Here is a 19379-nt window from a genome sequence, read left to right as displayed (position 1 = left end):
CTTATTTAAGTAGAGAGTCATCTAAAGCTAAATCTTCATTTTTATTAATGCCAACGCCACGCGCCAACACATTTTGTGCGGTGGCATGCGCATCTTCAAGGGAATGTTCCGTATAAGTGCCACATTGGTAAAGATTGAGTTCCGGGATACTGCTTTGATCTTTTACGGCAAGTACATCGTGCATAGAAGCCGTCCAAGCATCGGCAACTTGCTGCTCACTCGGTGAACCAATTAGAGACATATAAAACCCGGTTCGACAGCCCATTGGTGAAATATCAATGATTTCTACCGTATCGCTATTTAAGTGGTCTCGCATAAATCCTGCAAACAAATGCTCAAGGGTATGAATTCCCTTTGGCGATAAAATTTCTTTATTTGGCACGCAAAAACGCAAGTCGAAAATGGTTAATAAATCCCCTTTTGGGGTTGTCATGGTTTTTGCGATTCGAACAGCGGGTGCTGTCATTTTGGTGTGGTCAACTTTGAAGCTATCAAGTAATGGCATAAAAATTCCTTAAAAAAATGAAATTATTTTTGAACTTTCTGAAAATAAACAAGTCTTAGAATACAAGCAACTTGCTGTTGCAATTAATAATAAAAAAATTGGTTCCTTAGGTTATATTTATCGCCCTGTTTCGTTAGAAATAGGGCGTTTTTTTACCGTCTAATCGTAGGAAAACGATTGCGTGTATTGTATCCTTTCATTACAAAAAAGTGTAGCCAATTACCATATAGAGTAAAAATAAATATCGGAAAAATTTCCCAATCAGGATAAAAAATAACGATTGTAAGCTATTTAGGCGTAACCAACCGGCTGCGGCACAACATAAATCCCCCACGACAGGCAGCCAACTCAATAATAAAACCCAAAGCCCATAGCGATGAAATTGCTTGAAAACCCACCGCACTTTCGCATTTGGATTGTTCATTTCAGGGGACGGGCACCAGCGTCCTAACCAGTAAGTAGTGATGCTGCCCAAAGTATTTCCTAATGTGGCCACCGCTAACAACCAAAGGATTGGCGTGGAAAAATAAGTGCTTGCCGATAGCTGAATCTTTGCACTCAATCCAAGAAAAACGATTTCTGAATTCCCCGGTAATACGGTGGCACTGAGAAATGCACTCAGAAACATCGTCCATAATTGATGTTCGCCCCAAAGTGCGATTAAAAAATCAAACATTTTGAAGGTAAGTACGACAATAAAATTCGCGATCCGCATCCGTGATCTCACGCAATACACGACAGGGATTGCCAACGGCTAAGCTGTTGGCCGGAATATCTCTTGTCACCACCGCGCCGGCGCCGATAACCACGTTGTCCCCAATGGTTACGCCACCAATAATGGTAACGCTACCGCTTACCCACACATTATTGCCAATGGTAATTTTTCGTCCGTGTTCCCATTCGGCATTTCGTAGTTCAGGATGAAGCGGATGCTCAACCGAATACAAACTCACATTCGGGCCAAACATCACGTTATCGCCAATTTGAATGCCACCGCTGTCTAGCATGGTACAGCCATAATTGGCAAAGAAATTCTCCCCCACTTCTATTTGAAATCCATAATCGCAGAAAAACGGCGAATTAATTTTGAGATGATTTTTTGTTTTACCAATAATCTGTTTAATTAACGCTGTACGTTCTGCTTTTTGTGACGGACGTAAAACATGATTATAATCAAACAACATTTCTTTTATTTTCAAACGGGCTGCCGACATTTCGGGATGATAAGGTTGGTGCGCGAGCCCTGCTTTCATTCGTTCTAAATCATTCATTATTTATTCGCTCTTGTTAATACGTGAGTTCTTACATCAAACACATCCATTCCACCGTTCAATGCTGCTTGTACGCCTAAATCCGCATCTTCAAATACCAAACATTGGCTCGGTAAGATCCCTAATTTTTCAGCACAGGTTAAAAATGTTTCAGGATGCGGTTTGTGGGTGGTCACCATATCGGCATCCACAATGGCGTTAAAATATTGGCGCAAATCAAATTTATCCAACAACATATTCACCATATTACCATGCGAACCTGTCCCCAGCGCCATGGCCCGTTTACCAAGATTACGTTTAACAATCTCAAAAGCGGGCAGCAAGGTAGCATTTTCTCTTACCATTTCAAAGCCATATTGTCGCTTTAAACGAATGACTTCTTCGAGTAACACCAAGGGAATACCATAACGATGACAAGTTTCTGTTGCGATAGTGCGCACTGTCGCACCACCTAATTCATACATCACATCCCCTTTGACAGGATAGCCTAAATGCGCTCCCACTTTTTCCCAAGCTTTTGCGTGGCTGGGCATGGTATCGATCAGTGTACCGTCCATATCAAAAATAAGGGCATCGTATTGATTAATAATGGATTGATCTAACATCTTAATTAATGATTTTATTGATGAGTAAAAAAGTGCGGTCATTTTGCAATGAATTTATTAAAAATGCAAAATGTTAAGAGACAAATATAAGAAATAGATTTAGAAGAAAAAAATGGAAAATAAATCGGAAATAAAAGAGAGATGGCGCACCCGAAAGGATTCGAACCTTTGACCGCTCGGTTCGTAGCCGAGTACTCTATCCAGCTGAGCTACGGGTGCCCTGTGTGTTCAATTTTCTCATTTTTAATTCTCAACATCTAAACCCTAGAGTAAAAGATTTAAATGGCGCACCCGAGAGGATTCGAACCTCTGACCGCTCGGTTCGTAGCCGAGTACTCTATCCAGCTGAGCTACGGGTGCAGAATTAAATTTCAAAAATTAAATTGTGATACATCTAAATGGCGGTGGAAGAGGGATTCGAACCCTCGATAGAGCTTTTGAACCCTATACTCCCTTAGCAGGGGAGCGCCTTCAGCCTGCTCGGCCATCCCACCGCAATCGATGTGGGCGGTATAATACGATTTTCTGAAAATAAGTCAAACATTTTTTGCAAAAAAATTGTTTACTTGACGGAATAATCTACAATTTGTTTTTAGATTGAGCCAAAATTGCACGTAAATTAGCAATGTTCGCTGCCGCTTTTTGCTGTTTTTGTTCTTCTGTCATTGGTGCTTTGTCACGTTCCCACTGCACATCATCTTGTGGTAACTCCAACAAAAAACGACTCGGTTCAGGTTTAATCAGCTCACCATATTGGCGGCGTTCTTTACACAAGGTAAATCGTAAAGTTTGCTGCGCACGAGTAATCCCTACATAGGCTAAACGGCGTTCTTCTTCCACATTATTTTCATCAATGCTCGTTTGATGCGGCAACAATCCTTCTTCCATTCCAATTAAAAACACATGGGGAAATTCCAGCCCTTTAGACGCATGCAAGGTCATCAGTTGCACTTGATCCGCTTCATCATCGTCTTCACCACGTTCTAACATATCTCGCAGAGTTAACCTTGTCACCACCTGATTAAGCGTTAAAGGTTCATTAAATTCATCCCCTTTCAGCATATCCGCTACCCACTCAAACAAGGTTGCTACATTTTTACTTTGCATTTCTGCTGCTTTCGGCGTCGCCGCATATTCATACAGATATTCTTCATAATGCAACTGGCTCAGCATTGAACGCACCGCACGCTCCGGTTCAGAACGTTGAACTTCATCATTCAATTCTACAATCCAACGCGCAAATTGTTGCAACGCGTCATAAGCCTTCGGTGTAACACGATGTATTAACTCAAAATCAAAAATCGCTTCAAACAAACTCAGGTGCTTTTCATTGGCTAAATGCCCCAATTTTTCCAAGGTTGCTGCACCGATTTCACGCTTTGGCGTATTCACAATACGCAAAAATGCCGCGTCATCATCTTGATTGACCAACACGCGCAAATACGCCATCATATCCTTAATTTCTGCGCGACTAAAAAAGCTCGTCCCGCCTGAAATTTTGTAAGGAATACGGTTTTGCATTAACATTTTTTCCATTAGGCGTGACTGGTGATTACCGCGGTATAAAATCGCATAATCCTTGTATTTGGTTTTATGGCTAAAACGATGAGCAATTAACTCCGCCACCACACGTTCCGCTTCATGATCTTCATTTTTCGCTTCCAACACTTGCAATTTTTCCCCTTCGCCAAGATTGGAAAACAGCTTCTTGTCAAAAACGTGTTCATTGTTATCGATTAAAATATTGGCACAATGCAAAATTCGATGAGTAGAACGATAATTTTGTTCTAATTTAATCACATTTAAACGTGGAAAATCATCACGCAAGCGTACCATATTTTGCGGACGTGCGCCGCGCCAAGAATAAATAGACTGATCATCATCGCCCACCACCGTAAAACGCGCACGCTGCCCCACTAACAGCTTAATCAGCTCATATTGGCTCGTATTGGTATCTTGATATTCGTCCACCAACAAATAACGAATTTTCTCTTGCCATTTTAACCGCACTTCTTCATTCTGCTTAAACAGCAACGTTGGCAACATAATCAAATCATCAAAATCCAAGGCATTGTAGGCGCGAATTTGATTGGCGTAGCGTTCATAACAAAGGGCAAAGGTGCGATATTTATCATCGCGCGCCAGTTCTAACGCACGTTTAGGCATAATCAAGTCGTTCTTCCAATTCGAAATCACGGACACCAATTCACGCAACAAATCCTTATCTTCCGCTAACACATCCGCCGTCAACTCTTTCAACAACGCTAACTGATCGTGTTCATCAAACAAGGTCATATTGGCTTTGAAGCCTAAATGTTTGTATTCACGCTTAATAATATCAAAGCCCAAGGTATGGAAAGTTGACACAATTAACCCTTTGGTTTGTGCCTTGCCAATAGACTGTGCCACGCGTTCTTTCATTTCGCGTGCTGCTTTATTGGTAAAGGTCACCGCCGCAATTTGGCGTGGTAAATAACCGCACTTTCCGATTAAATGAGCGATTTTGTTGATAATCACCCGCGTTTTTCCCGACCCTGCCCCAGCCAGCACAAGGCAAGGACCATCTACATATTCTACGGCTTGTTGTTGTTGAGGATTAAGTTTCATTGCGTTCCTAAACTCATTGTCGATAGCATGTCATCATTACACAAAATATCGCGCCATAAAAAAATCCACGCCAAAACGTGGATTTTTTCCGTTTTCGGAATATTAGAATAATTTTTTAGACACTTCTAATAAATCCGCTTTAAATGGACGGCGCATGTTATCGATAGCTTCGATAATATCGTGGTGAACCAATTTTTCTTGTTGAATCCCCACACAACGACCTTTTTCGCCTTTTAACAATAACTCAACTGCAAAAGCACCCATGCGAGAAGCTAAAATACGGTCGAAAGCACAAGGCGAACCACCACGTTGAACGTGACCTAATACGGTTGCACGGGTTTCATTCCCCACGCGAGCTTCAATGTCTTTCGCTAATTGGTGTACGTCAGTCACTAACTCAGTGATTGCAATAATTGCGTGACGTTTTCCATCTTTAAAGCTACGCTCAATTTGTTGAATCAGTTCTTCTTTATCAAAACCAACTTCAGGTGCAATAGCGTATTCACAGCCACCGGCAATTGCCGCAGAAATTGTTAAGTCACTACAATGACGACCCATAATTTCTACGATAGAAATACGATGGTGTGAACTTGAAGTATCACGTAAACGGTCAATAGCATCAACGGCGGTTTCTAATGCGGTTTGGTAACCAATAGTATAATCTGTACCAGGGATATCATTATCGATCGTACCCGGTAAACCGATACATGGGAAGCCATGTTCTTCTGTCAATAATTTCGCCCCGGTATATGAACCGTCACCACCAATAACAACAAGGGCGTCAATACCGTGAGAACGTAAAATCTCTGCACATTTTGCACGCACTTCAGGTTGTTTAAATTCAGGGAAACGGGCAGAACCTAAGAATGTACCACCTTGAGTGATAATATCCGATACGCTATAACGGTTAAGTTGTTCAATTTTATTTTCAAATAAACCATGGTAACCATCATAAATACCATAGACTTCTAAGCCTTCGGCTAAAGCAGAACGAACCACCGCACGAATTGCCGCGTTCATACCCGGTGCGTCACCACCACTTGTTAAGACTGCGATTTTTTTGATCATTGATTTCACCTTTAAATTTAAATATAAAATCCGAAAAAATTATGGCGCTAAGATTACACCAATACCGCGCGAGTCTCTACTAAAATTTTGGTAATTTTGCTAAAACTTGATCTAACCTAGGATTTTTTCGTTGAATTTTTGACCGTATTTTTTATCGGTAAGAATTTTTCTTTTTGTAATCCCTCTTTCTGTTTTAGTTGTTCCAATGTTTCACCGTTTTTTAAAATGCGCGGTGTCACAAAAATAACTAATTCTCGTTTTTGATGGCGTTCGCTTTCATTGCTAAATAATTTGCCGACAACCGGAATATCCCCAAGGACAGGAACTTTATTGGCGCCTTTGGTGATGGTATCGTGGAACACACCGCCAAGAACAATGGTTTCGCCATCTTTAGCAAAAACCTGCGTTTGAATTTCCTGTTTATCAATCGAAACCACTTCACTATATTCTCCATAGGAAACACGGTTCCCGGGTGAGTTTTGGCTGACAATAAGATCGAGTAAAATGGCGTTATCTTGTGAAATATGTGGCGTCACTTCCAAGCCCAGTACAGCTTCGCGGAACTCAACGGATTGGGTGTCATTTTTAACATTGGTGACAACATAAGGAATTTCAGAGCCTTGTTTAATACTCGCACTTTTCTTATTGGTGGTTAACAAGCGCGGGCTTGCAATAATTTCCACATTATTTTCTTGTTCCAATGCCGTTAATTCTAAGTCTAACAACCGTCCATTAATTTTAGCTACCTGTAACGCGGCGGATCCCGCCGGGGTAGTTGTGGTAGCAAAATTGACATTTAAATGATCAGCCAAATTTGAAAAGCCGTTTCCGGCAAGGCTTCCGTTAACTTTATGGGCAGAACTTGTGGGATCAAACATTCCCCAGCGTACGCCCAATTCTTTTAAGCTTTCATCATTAATCGTGACAATTCGCGCTTCAATGGCAATTTGCTCAATGGGTTTATCCAATTCCGCCACTAATTTTCGAATATTTTGAATCGATTTTTTGCTATCTTGAACGATCAACACATTACTACGATCATCAAAGGTTAAACGCCCCGTATCAGACACCAAAGCACCATTTCCACTACTTAAGGATTTCATTACTTCAGAGGCTTTAGCATAATGTAATTTGATGGTTGCCGTTTCCGTTTCTAATTCAGCCGGCATCTCAAGGGAATTAGAATCGACAATTTCGTTTCCATCGTCCATAGACATCGCAAATTTGGCACTTGTATCCAGTTGATTAAGATAATAAATACCGTTTTCTTGCCATAAATTTAATTGCTTAATTTTCGCCACGGAACGTAGCACCTGATCTAAATCGGTGTTTTCCAGCTGTAAACTAATAGTTCCTTCCAGCGAATCTTCAATAATAAGATTCGTATTTTGCTCTGCGGCAAGATGTTGTAGTGTTGACACTAATGGCGCTTGTTTTAAGCGTAATGTAAACACCGGATTATCCGCAAAGCTCGCCGCGATAAAACAGCCCAAAAACAGACCGCACTTTAGGCAAAATTTGACTATTCTCATTGAAATATCCTATAACTTTAAAGTAATTATCTCAGGCTTTTCACAATTTGTTTTCCATTGTGATAACAACACTTTTTGTTTGGAAACCGCTTTAAGTTGCAGCCGTTCAAGTGCTAAAAATTCCCCGATTTTCACCGTAAAAACCTGTTGGGTTTGATCGGCAAATAAGGCTTCCGATCGATCTTTTTCACTCAAAATACCAATCAAATACAGTTGTTCAAATGGAATTCTATCGGCAATCGCTTCTTCATCCGCATGGCATAAGGCTATGAGATGTTGTTCTGTTCTCTTTGTTACAGTCGCCCCGCTCCCCTTATTAAAAGGATCGCGCCCATAGGTTTGCGTTGAAATAAACAACATAAGTAAAAAATAACTGAAAAAACGCATGGCTAATCCTTGTTGAGTTGTAAAATGAGCTGGCTATAAATGGATTGTTCTTCATCCTGTTCTTCATCATCTAATCTTGTGATATGCCATTGAATCACTTGCAATTGTCCTTTTTGAAGTAGTGCGGTAACAAAATCGCACAATGGGAAAAAATGACCGCGAATTTGTAACTTAATCGTTGGTTGCTGAGAAAACGACCATTGTGACTGTTCGAGCTGCAACTGTTCCGCAAGGGCTTGAATATCTTGATTAATTTCAGATATGCGCCGAGCCAGTTCAGGTGTCGGCGTCTGTTGTAGTTGCGCTTTTAATGCCGCCACTAAACGCTGTTGTTGTATCACTTGTTCATTTTGCTGTTGCGTTTCTTGCTCAAGTTGGTTGAGTTGGTTCATATTCTGAAACATTTCCATTAAAGGCATCAGCCATAAAAGCCCAACCAAACAAAGTGCGGTCAATATTTTTTGCCAAATTGAACTATTCACCCAAACACCCCAAATATTCTTTGGGTTATTCATCCATGCCCGATTCCCTTTCATTCCATTTCCCCTTGCTCAAATTTAAATTGCAGCTGATTATCATGTAACGGCTCAAATTGAGAGAGTTTAATGTCCGGAAAATATTGCGTGAGAAAAGGTTGAAGCGGCTCAAATTCAGATTGATTTGATGCCGTCCCTTTCAATGAAATATATCCTTGTTGAAGCACTGTCTGTTGCAGTTCACCTTGTGTTAACGGCAGCTCGGTCAGCATATTGATCATATTCATGACCTGTTCATGGGGAACCGGAACTTGTTTGACATTGGGCGTAATTTGCCGGCGTAGTTGAGCCACTTGGCGTGTTAATTCACTTCGCTGACTTTGCTGTTGCTGTAAACGTTCTTGTTGCTGCGCAATCGCTTGAGCAAAATGCTGATTGGCGACCATTAACATCAAACTAATGACGCCGATTAACAGTGCCATCACGCTGGTTTTCACAAAAATAACACGGCTTTTTTGCTTAAATTGCTCAATACGCCAAGGCAATAGGTTCATACTTATCCCTTTATGAAAAATTTAAATGCCATAAGCCCAAACCCAGTGCGATCATTGGCAACTTCGTTTGATATTGCAGCCACTGGCGTTTTTCACATTCGCTGATGTGTTCTTGTGTAGGATTTCGTAAGTAAACACACACGGTTTCGGGTTCAACCTGATAGCGTTGACGGAATTGCTCATAAAGTGCGGTCAAATTTGCTTCCGAAATTTGTAACACATTAAAATCAAAGCCTTTATCTTGAAACGCAATGGCATATTGATCATCCACATAAAGATAGAGTGCTTCTTTAGGTTGCTGAGAATCTAAGTAATCAAAAGCACGCTTAAGGGCGTGGCTGACACTGTCTAAAACCCGTACCTGCAATGGCGCAAATTGCTTCATTTGCTCTTGCGCTTTTTCAATCAACACCGCATTCATTTCCAGCAAGGTACCTTGCTTGAGTGATGTGGCATGGTAATCAAACCAAACTTGGCTCAAAGGAATAGGCAATTCTGACGCCAATAAGTGCTCACATTGCTGATAACATTCTTGTTCCGATAGTTGTTGTGGTACCACAATACTACGCTCCCACACATTATTCGGTAACACACCTGAAATAAATAAAAGTTCGGTTTTGTGGGGCTTTAAGCTGACTGTCATTTCACGAATAATGCGATTGGCTAAGGTGACTTGCGGCATCAGCGGTACAGTCGCGAAATGGGGCTCCGGCGGTGGATTTAAGTGCGGTTTATTGTGCGCCCATTTCGGTTTCTCAAGCCAAACGGCTTCCACTTGATTACCACGTACCCAAAGCCCAATCGGCATAACAGATTTAATTTTTTTCATAATATTTCCTTGATTATTGAGATTTCTTTCGCCTAATAGACGTAAACCTTATATACTTACGGGCGGAAGTATTTCTAATTTTATTAATTACCGCATTAAAAAAGAGCGAATTTTGGAATGAAGATCACAAAATTAATATTAAGTACCTTCTTAACGTTGGTTATTTTGGTGTGTGTGGCAGGGGGAATGTTTTATGCGCACATTAAATCGTCCTTACCCAACGTAGAAAGTTTAAAAACCGTTGAGTTACAACAACCCATGCAAATTTATACCGCTGACGGTAAATTAATTGGCGAAGTCGGCGAACAACGCCGCATCCCTGTTAAGTTGGAAAATGTACCGCAACAGCTCATTAATGCCATCTTAGATACGGAAGATAGTCGTTTTTATGAACATCATGGCGTAGATCCTATTGGTATTATTCGTGCTGTGACCGTTGCTGTGTCAAAGGGTGGAGCATCGCAAGGTGCAAGTACCATCACGCAACAACTTGCACGTAACTTCTTCTTAACACCGGAGAAAACCATTATCCGTAAAGCCAAAGAAGCCGTATTAGCCATTGATATTGAAAATACCTTGAGCAAAAACGAAATTCTTGAGCTTTATCTCAATAAAATTTATTTGGGCTATCGTTCCTATGGCGTGGCGGCAGCGGCAAAAACCTATTTTGGTAAAAATCTTAACGAATTAACCCTATCCGAAATTGCCGTGATTGCAGGCTTGCCTAAAGCACCGTCCACGATGAACCCGTTGTATTCATTAAAACGTGCGCAAGATCGCCGTAATGTGGTGCTCGGTCGTATGCTTGAGATGAACCACATTACCAAAGCAGAATATGACGCCGCGATCAAAGAACCTATTGTGGCAAGTTATCATGGTGCGCAACTGGAATTTCGCGCGGATTATGTGACGGAAATGGTGCGTCAAGAAATGGTAAAACGCTTTGGTGAAGAAGTGGCTTACAACAGCGGTTATCAGGTTTATACCACTGTCCTTTCTAAAGACCAAGCGGCGGCTCAAAAAGCGGTGGTGGATAATTTAATCAATTACGATATGCGTCATGGTTATCGTGGGGCGGCAACCCTATGGAAAAAAGGGGAAGAGCCTTGGAATGAAGATAAAATTGTGGACGCATTGAGCAAATTACCTTATTCCGATCCGTTTGTGCCGGCAGCGGTGGTTGGTATGTCGAAAGGCAGTGCTGAAATCATTTTAGCTTCTGGAGATAAAACTACCTTAAATCCGACCGCACTTCGTTTTGCGGGGAAAAAAGGCGTTCGTATAGGTGAGCAAATTTGGGTTCGTAAACGTGATAATGGTTGGGTGCTTGGGCAAATTCCGAGTGTGAACTCTGCGTTGGTTTCACTGAATTCAGATAATGGTGCCATTGAAGCTGTTGTGGGGGGCTTTAGTTTTGAACAAAGTAAATTTAACCGCGCAACGCAGTCGCTGGTTCAAGTGGGTTCGTCCATTAAACCCTTTATTTATGCGGCCGCATTAGAAAAAGGACTCACTCTTTCCAGCGTTTTACAAGATTCCCCGATTTCCATTAAGAAACCGGGACAAAAAGAATGGAATCCGAAAAACTCCCCTGATCGTTATGACGGCCCTTTACGTTTGCGTGTGGGCTTGGGGCAATCTAAAAATATGATTGCTATTCGTGCAATGCAATTAGCCGGTATTCCTTTTACCGCAGATTTCTTACAACGCTTTGGCTTTAAACGTGAACAATATTTTGCCAGCGAAGCGTTAGCCTTAGGGGCGGCATCATTTACACCGTTGGAAATGGCGCGTGCTTATGCGGTATTTGATAATGGTGGGTTCTTAATTGAACCATATATTATTGATAAAATTATGGATAACAACGGCAAAGAATTATTTGTCGCCAATCCTAAAATCGCTTGCCCAACTTGTGATGATATTCCCACTATTTATGGTGCAACAAATGAGAAACTAGATGGTTTCCAGGCACAAGAAGCAGCAACAGGGATAGCAAATCTAGCGAAAACCGATGATAAGACGAACGGTGAAGAAGTTTCTGATGCGGATGGAACTGTGCCGGATATTCCTGAATTCCAAGTGAGTAATATGGCATTGAAGGAGAGTGATGTTAATTTAATGGCGGATGAAAAAACAGCGGCTTCCAAAACTGAATACGCGCCGCGTGTCATCAGTGGAGAATTGGCATTTTTAATTCGTAGTGCATTAAATACAGCGATTTATGGCGAAGAAGGCTTGCCTTGGAAAGGAACAAGTTGGCGCATGGCGCAACAAATTAAACGTACGGATGTGGGCGGTAAAACAGGGACAACGAACAATTCTAAAGTGGCTTGGTATGCCGGCTTTGGTGCCAATTTAACCACCGCCGTTTATGTTGGGTTTGATGACAACAAATATGTGCTAGGTAAAGGCGAAGCAGGGGCGACCACAGCAATGCCGGCGTGGATTGCTTATATGAAAGAAGCGTTAAGCGATCTTCCAGAGCGAAATTTACCCTTACCCGCCAATATCATGGAGAAACGGGTTGATTATGGCTCAGGGTTACTTTCTGAAGCCGGCGGTAAAATAGAGTATTTTATTAAAGGCACAGAGCCGAAACGTACGTTTGTTCAGGAAAAAGCTGTAACAGGCCCCGGCTATTATATTCCACCGGGTTTGAAAGAGCGTTTAGGTCAAGCCCCTGACGGCTCGCAACAGGAACTATTTTAGGCTAAACAATCACTAAGTTGACCGCACTTTCCAGACAAGTGCGGTTAGTTTTTAGCTCATTTTATAAGGAGAAACAATGCTAAGTTATCGGCACAGTTTTCATGCAGGCAATCATGCGGATGTGTTAAAGCATATTGTTCAAATGTTGATTATTGAGAATCTACAACAAAAAGAGAAAGGCTTTTATTATTTGGATACACATTCCGGTGTGGGACGTTATCGTTTATTTAGTGAAGAAGCCGAAAAAACGGCAGAATATCAAGAAGGAATCGCGCGCTTATGGAATCGCGATGATCTGCCCGAAGAAGTGGCTCGCTATATTGCGCAAATTAAGAAGCTTAATTATGGTGGCAAGGAATTACGTTATTATGCGGGTTCGCCCTTGATTGCGGCGCAAATGCTACGCCCGCAAGATCGTGCCTTATTAGCGGAGCTTCATCCGACTGATTTTCCGTTGTTACGCAATAATTTCAAAGAATTTGCCAATGTCACCACAAAACGTGAAGATGGTTTTTTACAGCTAAAAGCCACATTACCGCCAAAAGAACGCCGTGGTTTTGTGTTAATCGATCCGCCTTACGAATTGAAAGAAGATTATGATTTGGTGGTAAAAGCTATCGAAGAGGGGTATAAACGCTTTGCTACAGGCGTGTATGCCATTTGGTATCCTGTGGTATTACGCCAACAAAGTAAGCGTATTGTAAAGGGCTTAGAAGCAACCGGTATTCGCAAGATTTTACAGATTGAATTAGCGGTTCGCCCTGATAGCGATCAACGTGGTATGACGGCAAGCGGTATGATTGTGATTAATCCGCCTTGGCAACTTGAAAGTCAAATGAAAAAGATTTTACCTTATTTAGTGAATGTGCTTGTCCCTGAAGGAACGGGCAGTTATAGCGTGAAATGGATTACGCCTGAATAGGTGATTTTATGACAAGGGGATTTTGTGCTAAAATCCCCCACTTTTAATGGAAAGAGAATTTAACCATGAATTTAACCGAATTTTTAATTGAAAAATTAGATGATTTAAAGGCAACGGATATTCAGTTGATTGATGTACGTGGCAAATCATCCATTACCGATAACATGATTATTTGCACGGGAACATCAAGCCGCCATGTTTCTTCACTTGCGCAAAAATTGATTGATGAAAGCAAACAAGCAGGCATTGAGAGTTTTGGCGAAGAAGGCAAAGCAACCGCGGACTGGGTTGTGGTGGATTTTGGTCAAGCCATTGTTCACATTATGCAACAAGAAAGCCGTGAGATGTATCAACTGGAAAAACTTTGGGCTTAATGCTCGATTAAATAAAACAATCAAAAAAAACAAACCGCACTTTATGAAAATCCAACTGATTGCCGTTGGCACAAAAATGCCTGATTGGGTAAAAACGGGGTTTGAAGAATATCAACGCCGTTTTCCTAAAGATATGCCCTTTGAATTAATTGAAATTCCTGCCGGAAAACGTGGCAAAAATGCTGATATTGCGCGTATTTTAGAGCAAGAAGGTAAAGCGATGTTAGCCGCTTGCGGCAAAGGCAAAATAGTCACTTTGGATATTCCCGGCAAACCTTGGACGACACATCAACTGGCGCAGCAACTTGAAGCTTGGAAAAACGATGGGCGGGATGTTTGTCTTTTGATTGGTGGGCCTGAGGGCTTATCACCGGAATGTAAGGCGGCGGCTGAGCAAAGTTGGTCATTATCGCCCTTAACCTTGCCACATCCCCTTGTACGCGTGGTGGTTGCTGAAAGCCTTTATCGAGCATGGTCATTAACCGCAAACCATCCTTATCATCGAGAATAATCATCCGTGGGTTTATTCAAAAAACTATTTTCAGCACCAAAACATGAACCGCTTAGAGATAATAAATCTGAGCGGAATCTTTTTGCACGCCGAGCGTTGGTGGCTTTTATCGGAACATTGGTGCTGACCGTCATTTTAATGATGAATCTCTATCATCTCCAAGTTCAGGAATTCGATAAATATCAAACCCGCTCAAATGGTAATCGTATTAAATTATTACCCGTGCCGCCAACCCGTGGGTTAATTTATGACCGCAATGGGACGTTGCTTGCTCAAAATCTCACTTTTTTTGGTTTGTATATCGTGCCGGAAAAAGTCGAAAATCTTGACCGCACTTTGGATGAATTGCGTGGCATTGTGGGATTAACGGATGAAGATATTGAGCAATTTAAAAAAGAACGCAGACGTTCAACGCGATATACCCCTATTCTGTTAAAACCTGATTTAACCGAAGAGCAAATCGCTAAATTTGCAGTGACCCAATATAATTATCCAAGCCTTGATGTCCGTCCCTATTTTAAACGCCAGTATATTTTTGGTGAGCCAATGACGCATATTTTAGGTTATGTGGCAAAAATTAATGATAAAGATGCTGAACGTTTGAAGAATGAAGATAAGGCAGCTGCTTATGCAGGAACGACCGATATCGGTAAGCTAGGTATTGAACGTTTTTATGAAGAACAGTTACATGGTGTCGCCGGTTTTGAGCAGGTGGAAATCAATAACCGCGGTAAAGTGATTCGTAAATTGAGTGAACAACCACCTGTTGCAGGAAAAAGCATTTATCTCACCATTGATTTACCTTTGCAGCAATATATTGTGGAATTATTAGGAAATCAGAAAGGGTCTGTGGTGGTAATGGATCCTAAGGACAGCAGTATTTTAGCCATGGTTTCTAGTCCGAGTTATGATAATAACTTATTCGTGGGTGGGATTTCAGGGAGCGATTATAGTCGTTTACTGAATGATGAAAGTCGTCCACTTTATAATCGCGCAACACAAGGCGCCTATCCGCCGGCGTCTACGGTGAAACCCTTTGTTGCAGTTGCCGCATTAACCGAAGGAACGATCACGCCTAACTGGACCATTCCCGATCCCGGTTATTTCCAATTGCCGAATACGAGCAAAAAATTCCGCGACTGGAAAAAATCAGGACATGGTCCAACGAATTTACAAAAAGCGATTACGGAATCTTCCGATACGTATTTCTATACCGTTGCTTATCGTATGGGGATCGACCGTTTTTCAGAGTGGATGAAACGTTTTGGTTTCGGGATGCCAACGGGAATTGATTTAAAAGAAGAAACACCTGCGATTATGCCAACACGCGAATGGAAACAAAAACGCTATAAAAAGCCTTGGGTGCTAGGCGATACCATTCCGGTGGGGATTGGGCAAGGTTATTGGACGGCTACGCCATTGCAGTTAGCCAAAGCCACGGCGATTTTGGTGAATAATGGCAAAGTGAATACCCCACATTTAATGAAAGAAACCCATGGGGCAACCGTAGAACCCTATAAAGATCCTTTACTCTATGAGGATATTAAGGAACCTGATACAGCAGCCTGGAGTGCAGCGAAACGGGGCATGTATGGCGTAATCCATTCCCCGGCAGGTACAGGGCGCAAAGCTTTTGCGGGCACATCTTATGTTGCCGCAGGTAAGTCAGGCACAGCACAAGTATTTAGCCTTAAAGAAGGACAAAAATATAATGCGACAAACTTAAAAAAATATTTGCATGACCATGCTTGGTTTACCGCCTTTGCGCCTTATGAAAATCCACAAGTGGTAGTGTCAATTATTTTGGAAAATGCGGGTGGTGGTTCCAGTAGTGCTGCACCCGTGGTACGTAAAATTATGGATTTTTATTTAAAGAATCGTTTGCCTAAATTAATGGCGGCTGAGAAATCAATGACTCAGGAACATAGCGGCGTTGTGCTAAATGAAGTTCCTGTTGAAGAGCAATCGCCGGTAGAGAATAAATCAGAATCTGAGAATAATAGTGCGGTTGAAAATTCACAAGATTTAAATGAACAGACCTTAGAAAATCAACCCGAGGAATCACGCTGATGAATGAGAAAAAATCATTAATTTCCTCTCTTTGGGAAAAAATGCATGTGGATTTTTGGTTATTGCTCGGATTGATTGTCATTTCGGGCTATGGACTGCTTGTGCTTTATAGTGCTTCGGGTGGCAGTGAAGTGATGTTCCGTAACCGTGTGATTCAAGTGATCCTAGGATTTAGCGTGATGTTTGTTATGGCACAATTTCCACCGCGCTTTTATCAGCAAGTTGCGCCTTATTTATTTATTGCCGGCATTATCATGCTGATTCTTGTGGATGCGGTAGGTGCCACAAGTAAAGGCGCACAACGATGGCTCGATTTAGGTTTTATTCGTTTCCAACCGTCAGAAATTGTCAAATTGGCGGTTCCGTTAATGGTGGCGGTTTATCTCGGCAATCGCACTTTGCCGGCGAACTTTAAAGATACCATGGTCGCCTTGCTGTTGATTATTGTGCCGACTTTGTTAGTTGCCATTCAGCCCGATTTAGGCACATCTATTTTGGTGAGTGCCTCTGGGGTGTTTGTGGTCTTTTTGGCGGGAATGAGCTGGTGGTTAATTGCAACGGCAATAGTAGGATTAGCGGGGTTTATTCCTATCATGTGGTTTTATTTAATGCATGATTACCAACGTACACGCGTGTTAACGTTGCTTGATCCCGAAAAAGACCCTTTAGGTGCGGGTTATCATATTTTACAATCAAAAATTGCCATTGGTTCAGGTGGCATATTTGGCAAAGGTTGGATGTTGGGCACGCAATCTCAACTGGAATTTCTGCCTGAGCCGCATACTGACTTTATTTTTGCGGTATTAAGTGAAGAACATGGCATGATAGGCGTAATTATTTTGCTTGCCATTTATTTCTTTATTATAATTCGTGGATTAATGATTGGCGTGCAAGCGCAAACGGCGTTTGGACGACTGTTAACCGGCGCACTAACATTGATTTTCTTTGTTTATATTTTTGTCAATATTGGTATGGTGAGTGGTATTTTACCTGTAGTCGGTGTACCATTACCGTTAATAAGTTATGGTGGTACGTCGTTTGTATCGCTTATGGCTGGGTTTGGGTTAATTATGTCTATCCATACTCACAAACGCACCCTTTATTCCCAAGGGAACTAATTTCGGTTTTGTGTTACTTAGAAATGGGTGACTCAAAATTGAAAGACAAAACTTGAGATAAACTTATGATTAAAACTAATTTAAAACTTTTTTTAACCGCGCTTTTAGCACTAACGCTATCAGCCTGTAGCTCGGCAGAAGCTAAGCGACTGACAAATAAACCCGTGGTTAAACATACTCAAACTTATGATGTTAATGGGCAAGCTTATACCACAACGCCTTCAAAAAATACTGCACATTATGAAAAGCAAGGTAAAGCAAGCTATTACCACAATAAATTTAATGGACGCCGTACTGCAAGTGGCGAAATTTATCGTTCCAATTTATATACGGCGGCACATAATAGTTTGCCATTGGGTTCTTACGCATTAGTAACTAATACGCGCAATAATCGCCAAGTGATTGTGAAAATTAATGATCGTGGGCCATTTCATGGCGAGCGAATTATCGATTTATCACGAGTGGCGGCGGCGGATTTAGGCATGCTTAACGGCGGTGTAGGTAGCGTGAAAGTGGAAAAATTACACGTTGCTAAAAATCAATCATATTTATCAATTAATAATTTGGAAGAATAAGCAGGATTTATGTTCTTTACAGCCCTTAAAAAATCAAAAATGGCTTTATTAGCGGGTATTATTTCTGTTGCAGCAAATACAGCCAATGCGCAAGATGCTGAATTCGGTCAGGTACAATACCCGAATATGCAGCCGCCACAATTAAATGCGCAAACCTATATTTTGATGGATTACAATTCAGGTGCCATTTTAGCCGCACTTAATCCAGATCAACGTCAATACCCAGCCTCTTTAACGAAAATGATGACCAGTTACGTGATTGGCACCGCGTTAAAACAAGGCAAAATTCACAATAATGACATGGTGACTATCGGTGAGAGCGCATGGGGTAAAAACTTCCCGGATTCATCGAAAATGTTTTTAAATTTAAATCAACAGGTTTCTGTTTCTGATTTAAACCGCGGTATTATTGTGGTTTCAGGTAATGATGCTTGTGTGGCAATGGCGGAACATGTTTCAGGCTCTACTGAGCAATTTGTAGCTTTAATGAATAAATATGTGCAACAGTTTGGTTTAAAAAATACCAACTTCACCACACCCCATGGTTTAGATGATCCTAACCAATATTCTTCTGCGCGTGATATGGCCATTATTGGTTCGCATATTATTCGTGATTTACCCGAAGAATATGCCATTTATGCGGAGAAAGATTTTACATTCAACAAAATCAAACAACCTAACCGTAATGGTTTGTTGTGGGATAAAACCATGAATGTTGATGGGATGAAAACAGGGCATACGAGCCAAGCCGGCTACAACTTAGTCGCTTCCGCAACGAATTCAGGCAATATGCGTTTGATTTCTGTGGTAATGGGCGTACCGACTTATAAAGGACGCGAAGTTGAAAGCAAAAAATTATTACAATGGGGCTTTAATAGTTTTGATACCTTTAGAACCTTAGAAGCCAATAAAGCGGTGGGTGAACAATCCGTTTATTATGGTGATGAAGGTAAAATTGCTGTTGGCGTGTTGCAAGATGGTTTTATTACGATTCCCAAAGGTCGCCAAGCTGACTTAAAAGCGCGTATGGAATTTGACCCAAAATACCTAGAAGCACCATTAGCAAAAGGGCAAATTCTCGGTAAAGTGATTTATAGCCTTGATGGTCGCGATGTTGCTATGGTGAAATTGCAAGCGATGCAAGATGTTGGCGAAGCCGGCTTTATCGGCAAAGGCTGGGACTGGTTAGTTTTAACGGTAAAAAGTTTATTTGATTAGAGCTTATTAAAAAACGTTAACAACCTTTTAACCCTATACGAGCCGTAT

At 41.4% G+C, this 19379-nt stretch carries 19 protein-coding genes and 3 tRNA genes; 8 read left to right on the top strand and 14 right to left on the bottom strand.

Features of this window, described 5'->3' with window-relative positions; translation table 11 throughout:
• Position 1: 1 nt before the first annotated feature.
• The 14 genes from luxS to pilM all read right to left on the bottom strand — a co-directional run bounded on the left by luxS (position 2) and on the right by pilM (position 9834).
• Complete coding sequence (luxS, locus tag E7T07_RS06005) at positions 2-505, bottom strand: S-ribosylhomocysteine lyase (protein WP_135709985.1); 504 nt, start codon at positions 503-505, stop codon at positions 2-4.
• Between the two features lie 199 nt (positions 506-704).
• Complete coding sequence (locus E7T07_RS06000) at positions 705-1181, bottom strand: YqaA family protein (protein WP_135709984.1); 477 nt, start codon at positions 1179-1181, stop codon at positions 705-707.
• On the bottom strand, positions 1174-1779 hold the full coding sequence (locus E7T07_RS05995) for a sugar O-acetyltransferase (RefSeq protein WP_135709983.1): 606 nt from the start codon (positions 1777-1779) through the stop codon (positions 1174-1176). The genes E7T07_RS06000 and E7T07_RS05995 overlap by 8 nt, the downstream gene beginning before the upstream one ends.
• Positions 1776-2381 carry a beta-phosphoglucomutase family hydrolase gene (locus tag E7T07_RS05990; protein WP_135710029.1) on the bottom strand — a complete coding sequence of 202 codons (606 nt, stop codon included), beginning with the start codon at positions 2379-2381 and terminating at the stop codon, positions 1776-1778. Before E7T07_RS05990 ends, E7T07_RS05995 begins: the two co-directional genes overlap by 4 nt.
• A gap of 142 nt (positions 2382-2523) precedes the next feature.
• A tRNA-Arg gene (locus tag E7T07_RS05985) sits at positions 2524-2600 on the bottom strand.
• A 64-nt stretch (positions 2601-2664) separates the two neighbouring features.
• Positions 2665-2741 (bottom strand) — tRNA-Arg (locus E7T07_RS05980).
• A 39-nt stretch (positions 2742-2780) separates the two neighbouring features.
• Positions 2781-2875 (bottom strand) — tRNA-Ser (locus E7T07_RS05975).
• Between the two features lie 85 nt (positions 2876-2960).
• Positions 2961-4988: a DNA helicase Rep gene (gene rep, locus E7T07_RS05970; RefSeq protein WP_135709982.1), complete on the bottom strand. Its 2028-nt coding sequence runs from the start codon at positions 4986-4988 to the stop codon at positions 2961-2963.
• A 102-nt stretch (positions 4989-5090) separates the two neighbouring features.
• Positions 5091-6056, bottom strand: a complete 966-nt coding sequence (gene pfkA / locus E7T07_RS05965; protein WP_135709981.1) for a 6-phosphofructokinase — start codon at positions 6054-6056, stop codon at positions 5091-5093.
• A 116-nt stretch (positions 6057-6172) separates the two neighbouring features.
• Entirely contained in the window at positions 6173-7588 is a 1416-nt protein-coding gene (locus E7T07_RS05960; protein WP_135709980.1) for a type IV pilus secretin PilQ, read from the bottom strand.
• 9 nt (positions 7589-7597) lie between these two features.
• On the bottom strand, positions 7598-7948 hold the full coding sequence (locus E7T07_RS05955; protein ID WP_167874939.1) for a pilus assembly protein PilP: 351 nt from the start codon (positions 7946-7948) through the stop codon (positions 7598-7600).
• 29 nt (positions 7949-7977) lie between these two features.
• Complete coding sequence (locus E7T07_RS05950) at positions 7978-8511, bottom strand: hypothetical protein (RefSeq protein ID WP_135709978.1); 534 nt, start codon at positions 8509-8511, stop codon at positions 7978-7980.
• Complete coding sequence (locus tag E7T07_RS05945; RefSeq protein WP_135709977.1) at positions 8508-9005, bottom strand: hypothetical protein; 498 nt, start codon at positions 9003-9005, stop codon at positions 8508-8510. Before E7T07_RS05945 ends, E7T07_RS05950 begins: the two co-directional genes overlap by 4 nt.
• 10 nt (positions 9006-9015) lie before the next feature.
• Positions 9016-9834, bottom strand: a complete 819-nt coding sequence (gene pilM, locus E7T07_RS05940) for a pilus assembly protein PilM (protein WP_135709976.1) — start codon at positions 9832-9834, stop codon at positions 9016-9018.
• A gap of 117 nt (positions 9835-9951) precedes the next feature.
• Between pilM and E7T07_RS05935 the strand changes: the two genes are divergently transcribed.
• The 8 genes from E7T07_RS05935 to E7T07_RS05900 all read left to right on the top strand — a co-directional run bounded on the left by E7T07_RS05935 (position 9952) and on the right by E7T07_RS05900 (position 19331).
• Entirely contained in the window at positions 9952-12543 is a 2592-nt protein-coding gene (locus E7T07_RS05935) for a penicillin-binding protein 1A (protein WP_135709975.1), read from the top strand.
• Positions 12544-12619: 76 nt separating this feature from the next.
• Positions 12620-13465 (top strand): 23S rRNA (adenine(2030)-N(6))-methyltransferase RlmJ, encoded by an 846-nt coding sequence (locus E7T07_RS05930; protein ID WP_135709974.1) that lies wholly within the window; start codon positions 12620-12622, stop codon positions 13463-13465.
• A 65-nt stretch (positions 13466-13530) separates the two neighbouring features.
• A complete protein-coding gene (gene rsfS, locus E7T07_RS05925) occupies positions 13531-13839 on the top strand; it encodes a ribosome silencing factor (protein ID WP_135709973.1) in 309 nt (102 codons plus the stop codon).
• A 43-nt stretch (positions 13840-13882) separates the two neighbouring features.
• A complete protein-coding gene (gene rlmH / locus E7T07_RS05920) occupies positions 13883-14350 on the top strand; it encodes a 23S rRNA (pseudouridine(1915)-N(3))-methyltransferase RlmH (RefSeq protein ID WP_135709972.1) in 468 nt (155 codons plus the stop codon).
• Between the two features lie 6 nt (positions 14351-14356).
• Positions 14357-16420 (top strand): penicillin-binding protein 2, encoded by a 2064-nt coding sequence (gene mrdA, locus E7T07_RS05915; protein ID WP_135709971.1) that lies wholly within the window; start codon positions 14357-14359, stop codon positions 16418-16420.
• Entirely contained in the window at positions 16420-17538 is a 1119-nt protein-coding gene (gene rodA, locus E7T07_RS05910; protein ID WP_135709970.1) for a rod shape-determining protein RodA, read from the top strand. Before mrdA ends, rodA begins: the two co-directional genes overlap by 1 nt.
• Positions 17539-17603: 65 nt before the next feature.
• Entirely contained in the window at positions 17604-18113 is a 510-nt protein-coding gene (locus E7T07_RS05905; protein WP_135709969.1) for a septal ring lytic transglycosylase RlpA family protein, read from the top strand.
• 9 nt (positions 18114-18122) lie between these two features.
• Positions 18123-19331, top strand: a complete 1209-nt coding sequence (locus E7T07_RS05900; RefSeq protein WP_135709968.1) for a serine hydrolase — start codon at positions 18123-18125, stop codon at positions 19329-19331.
• Positions 19332-19379: the final 48 nt, after the last annotated feature.

This window comes from Actinobacillus porcinus (assembly GCF_901764995.1).
In the GTDB taxonomy this organism is placed as follows: domain Bacteria; phylum Pseudomonadota; class Gammaproteobacteria; order Enterobacterales; family Pasteurellaceae; genus Exercitatus; species Exercitatus porcinus.
The sequence above is the reverse complement of the archived record's forward strand: the minus strand, read 5'-3'. Positions and strand labels throughout refer to the sequence as shown.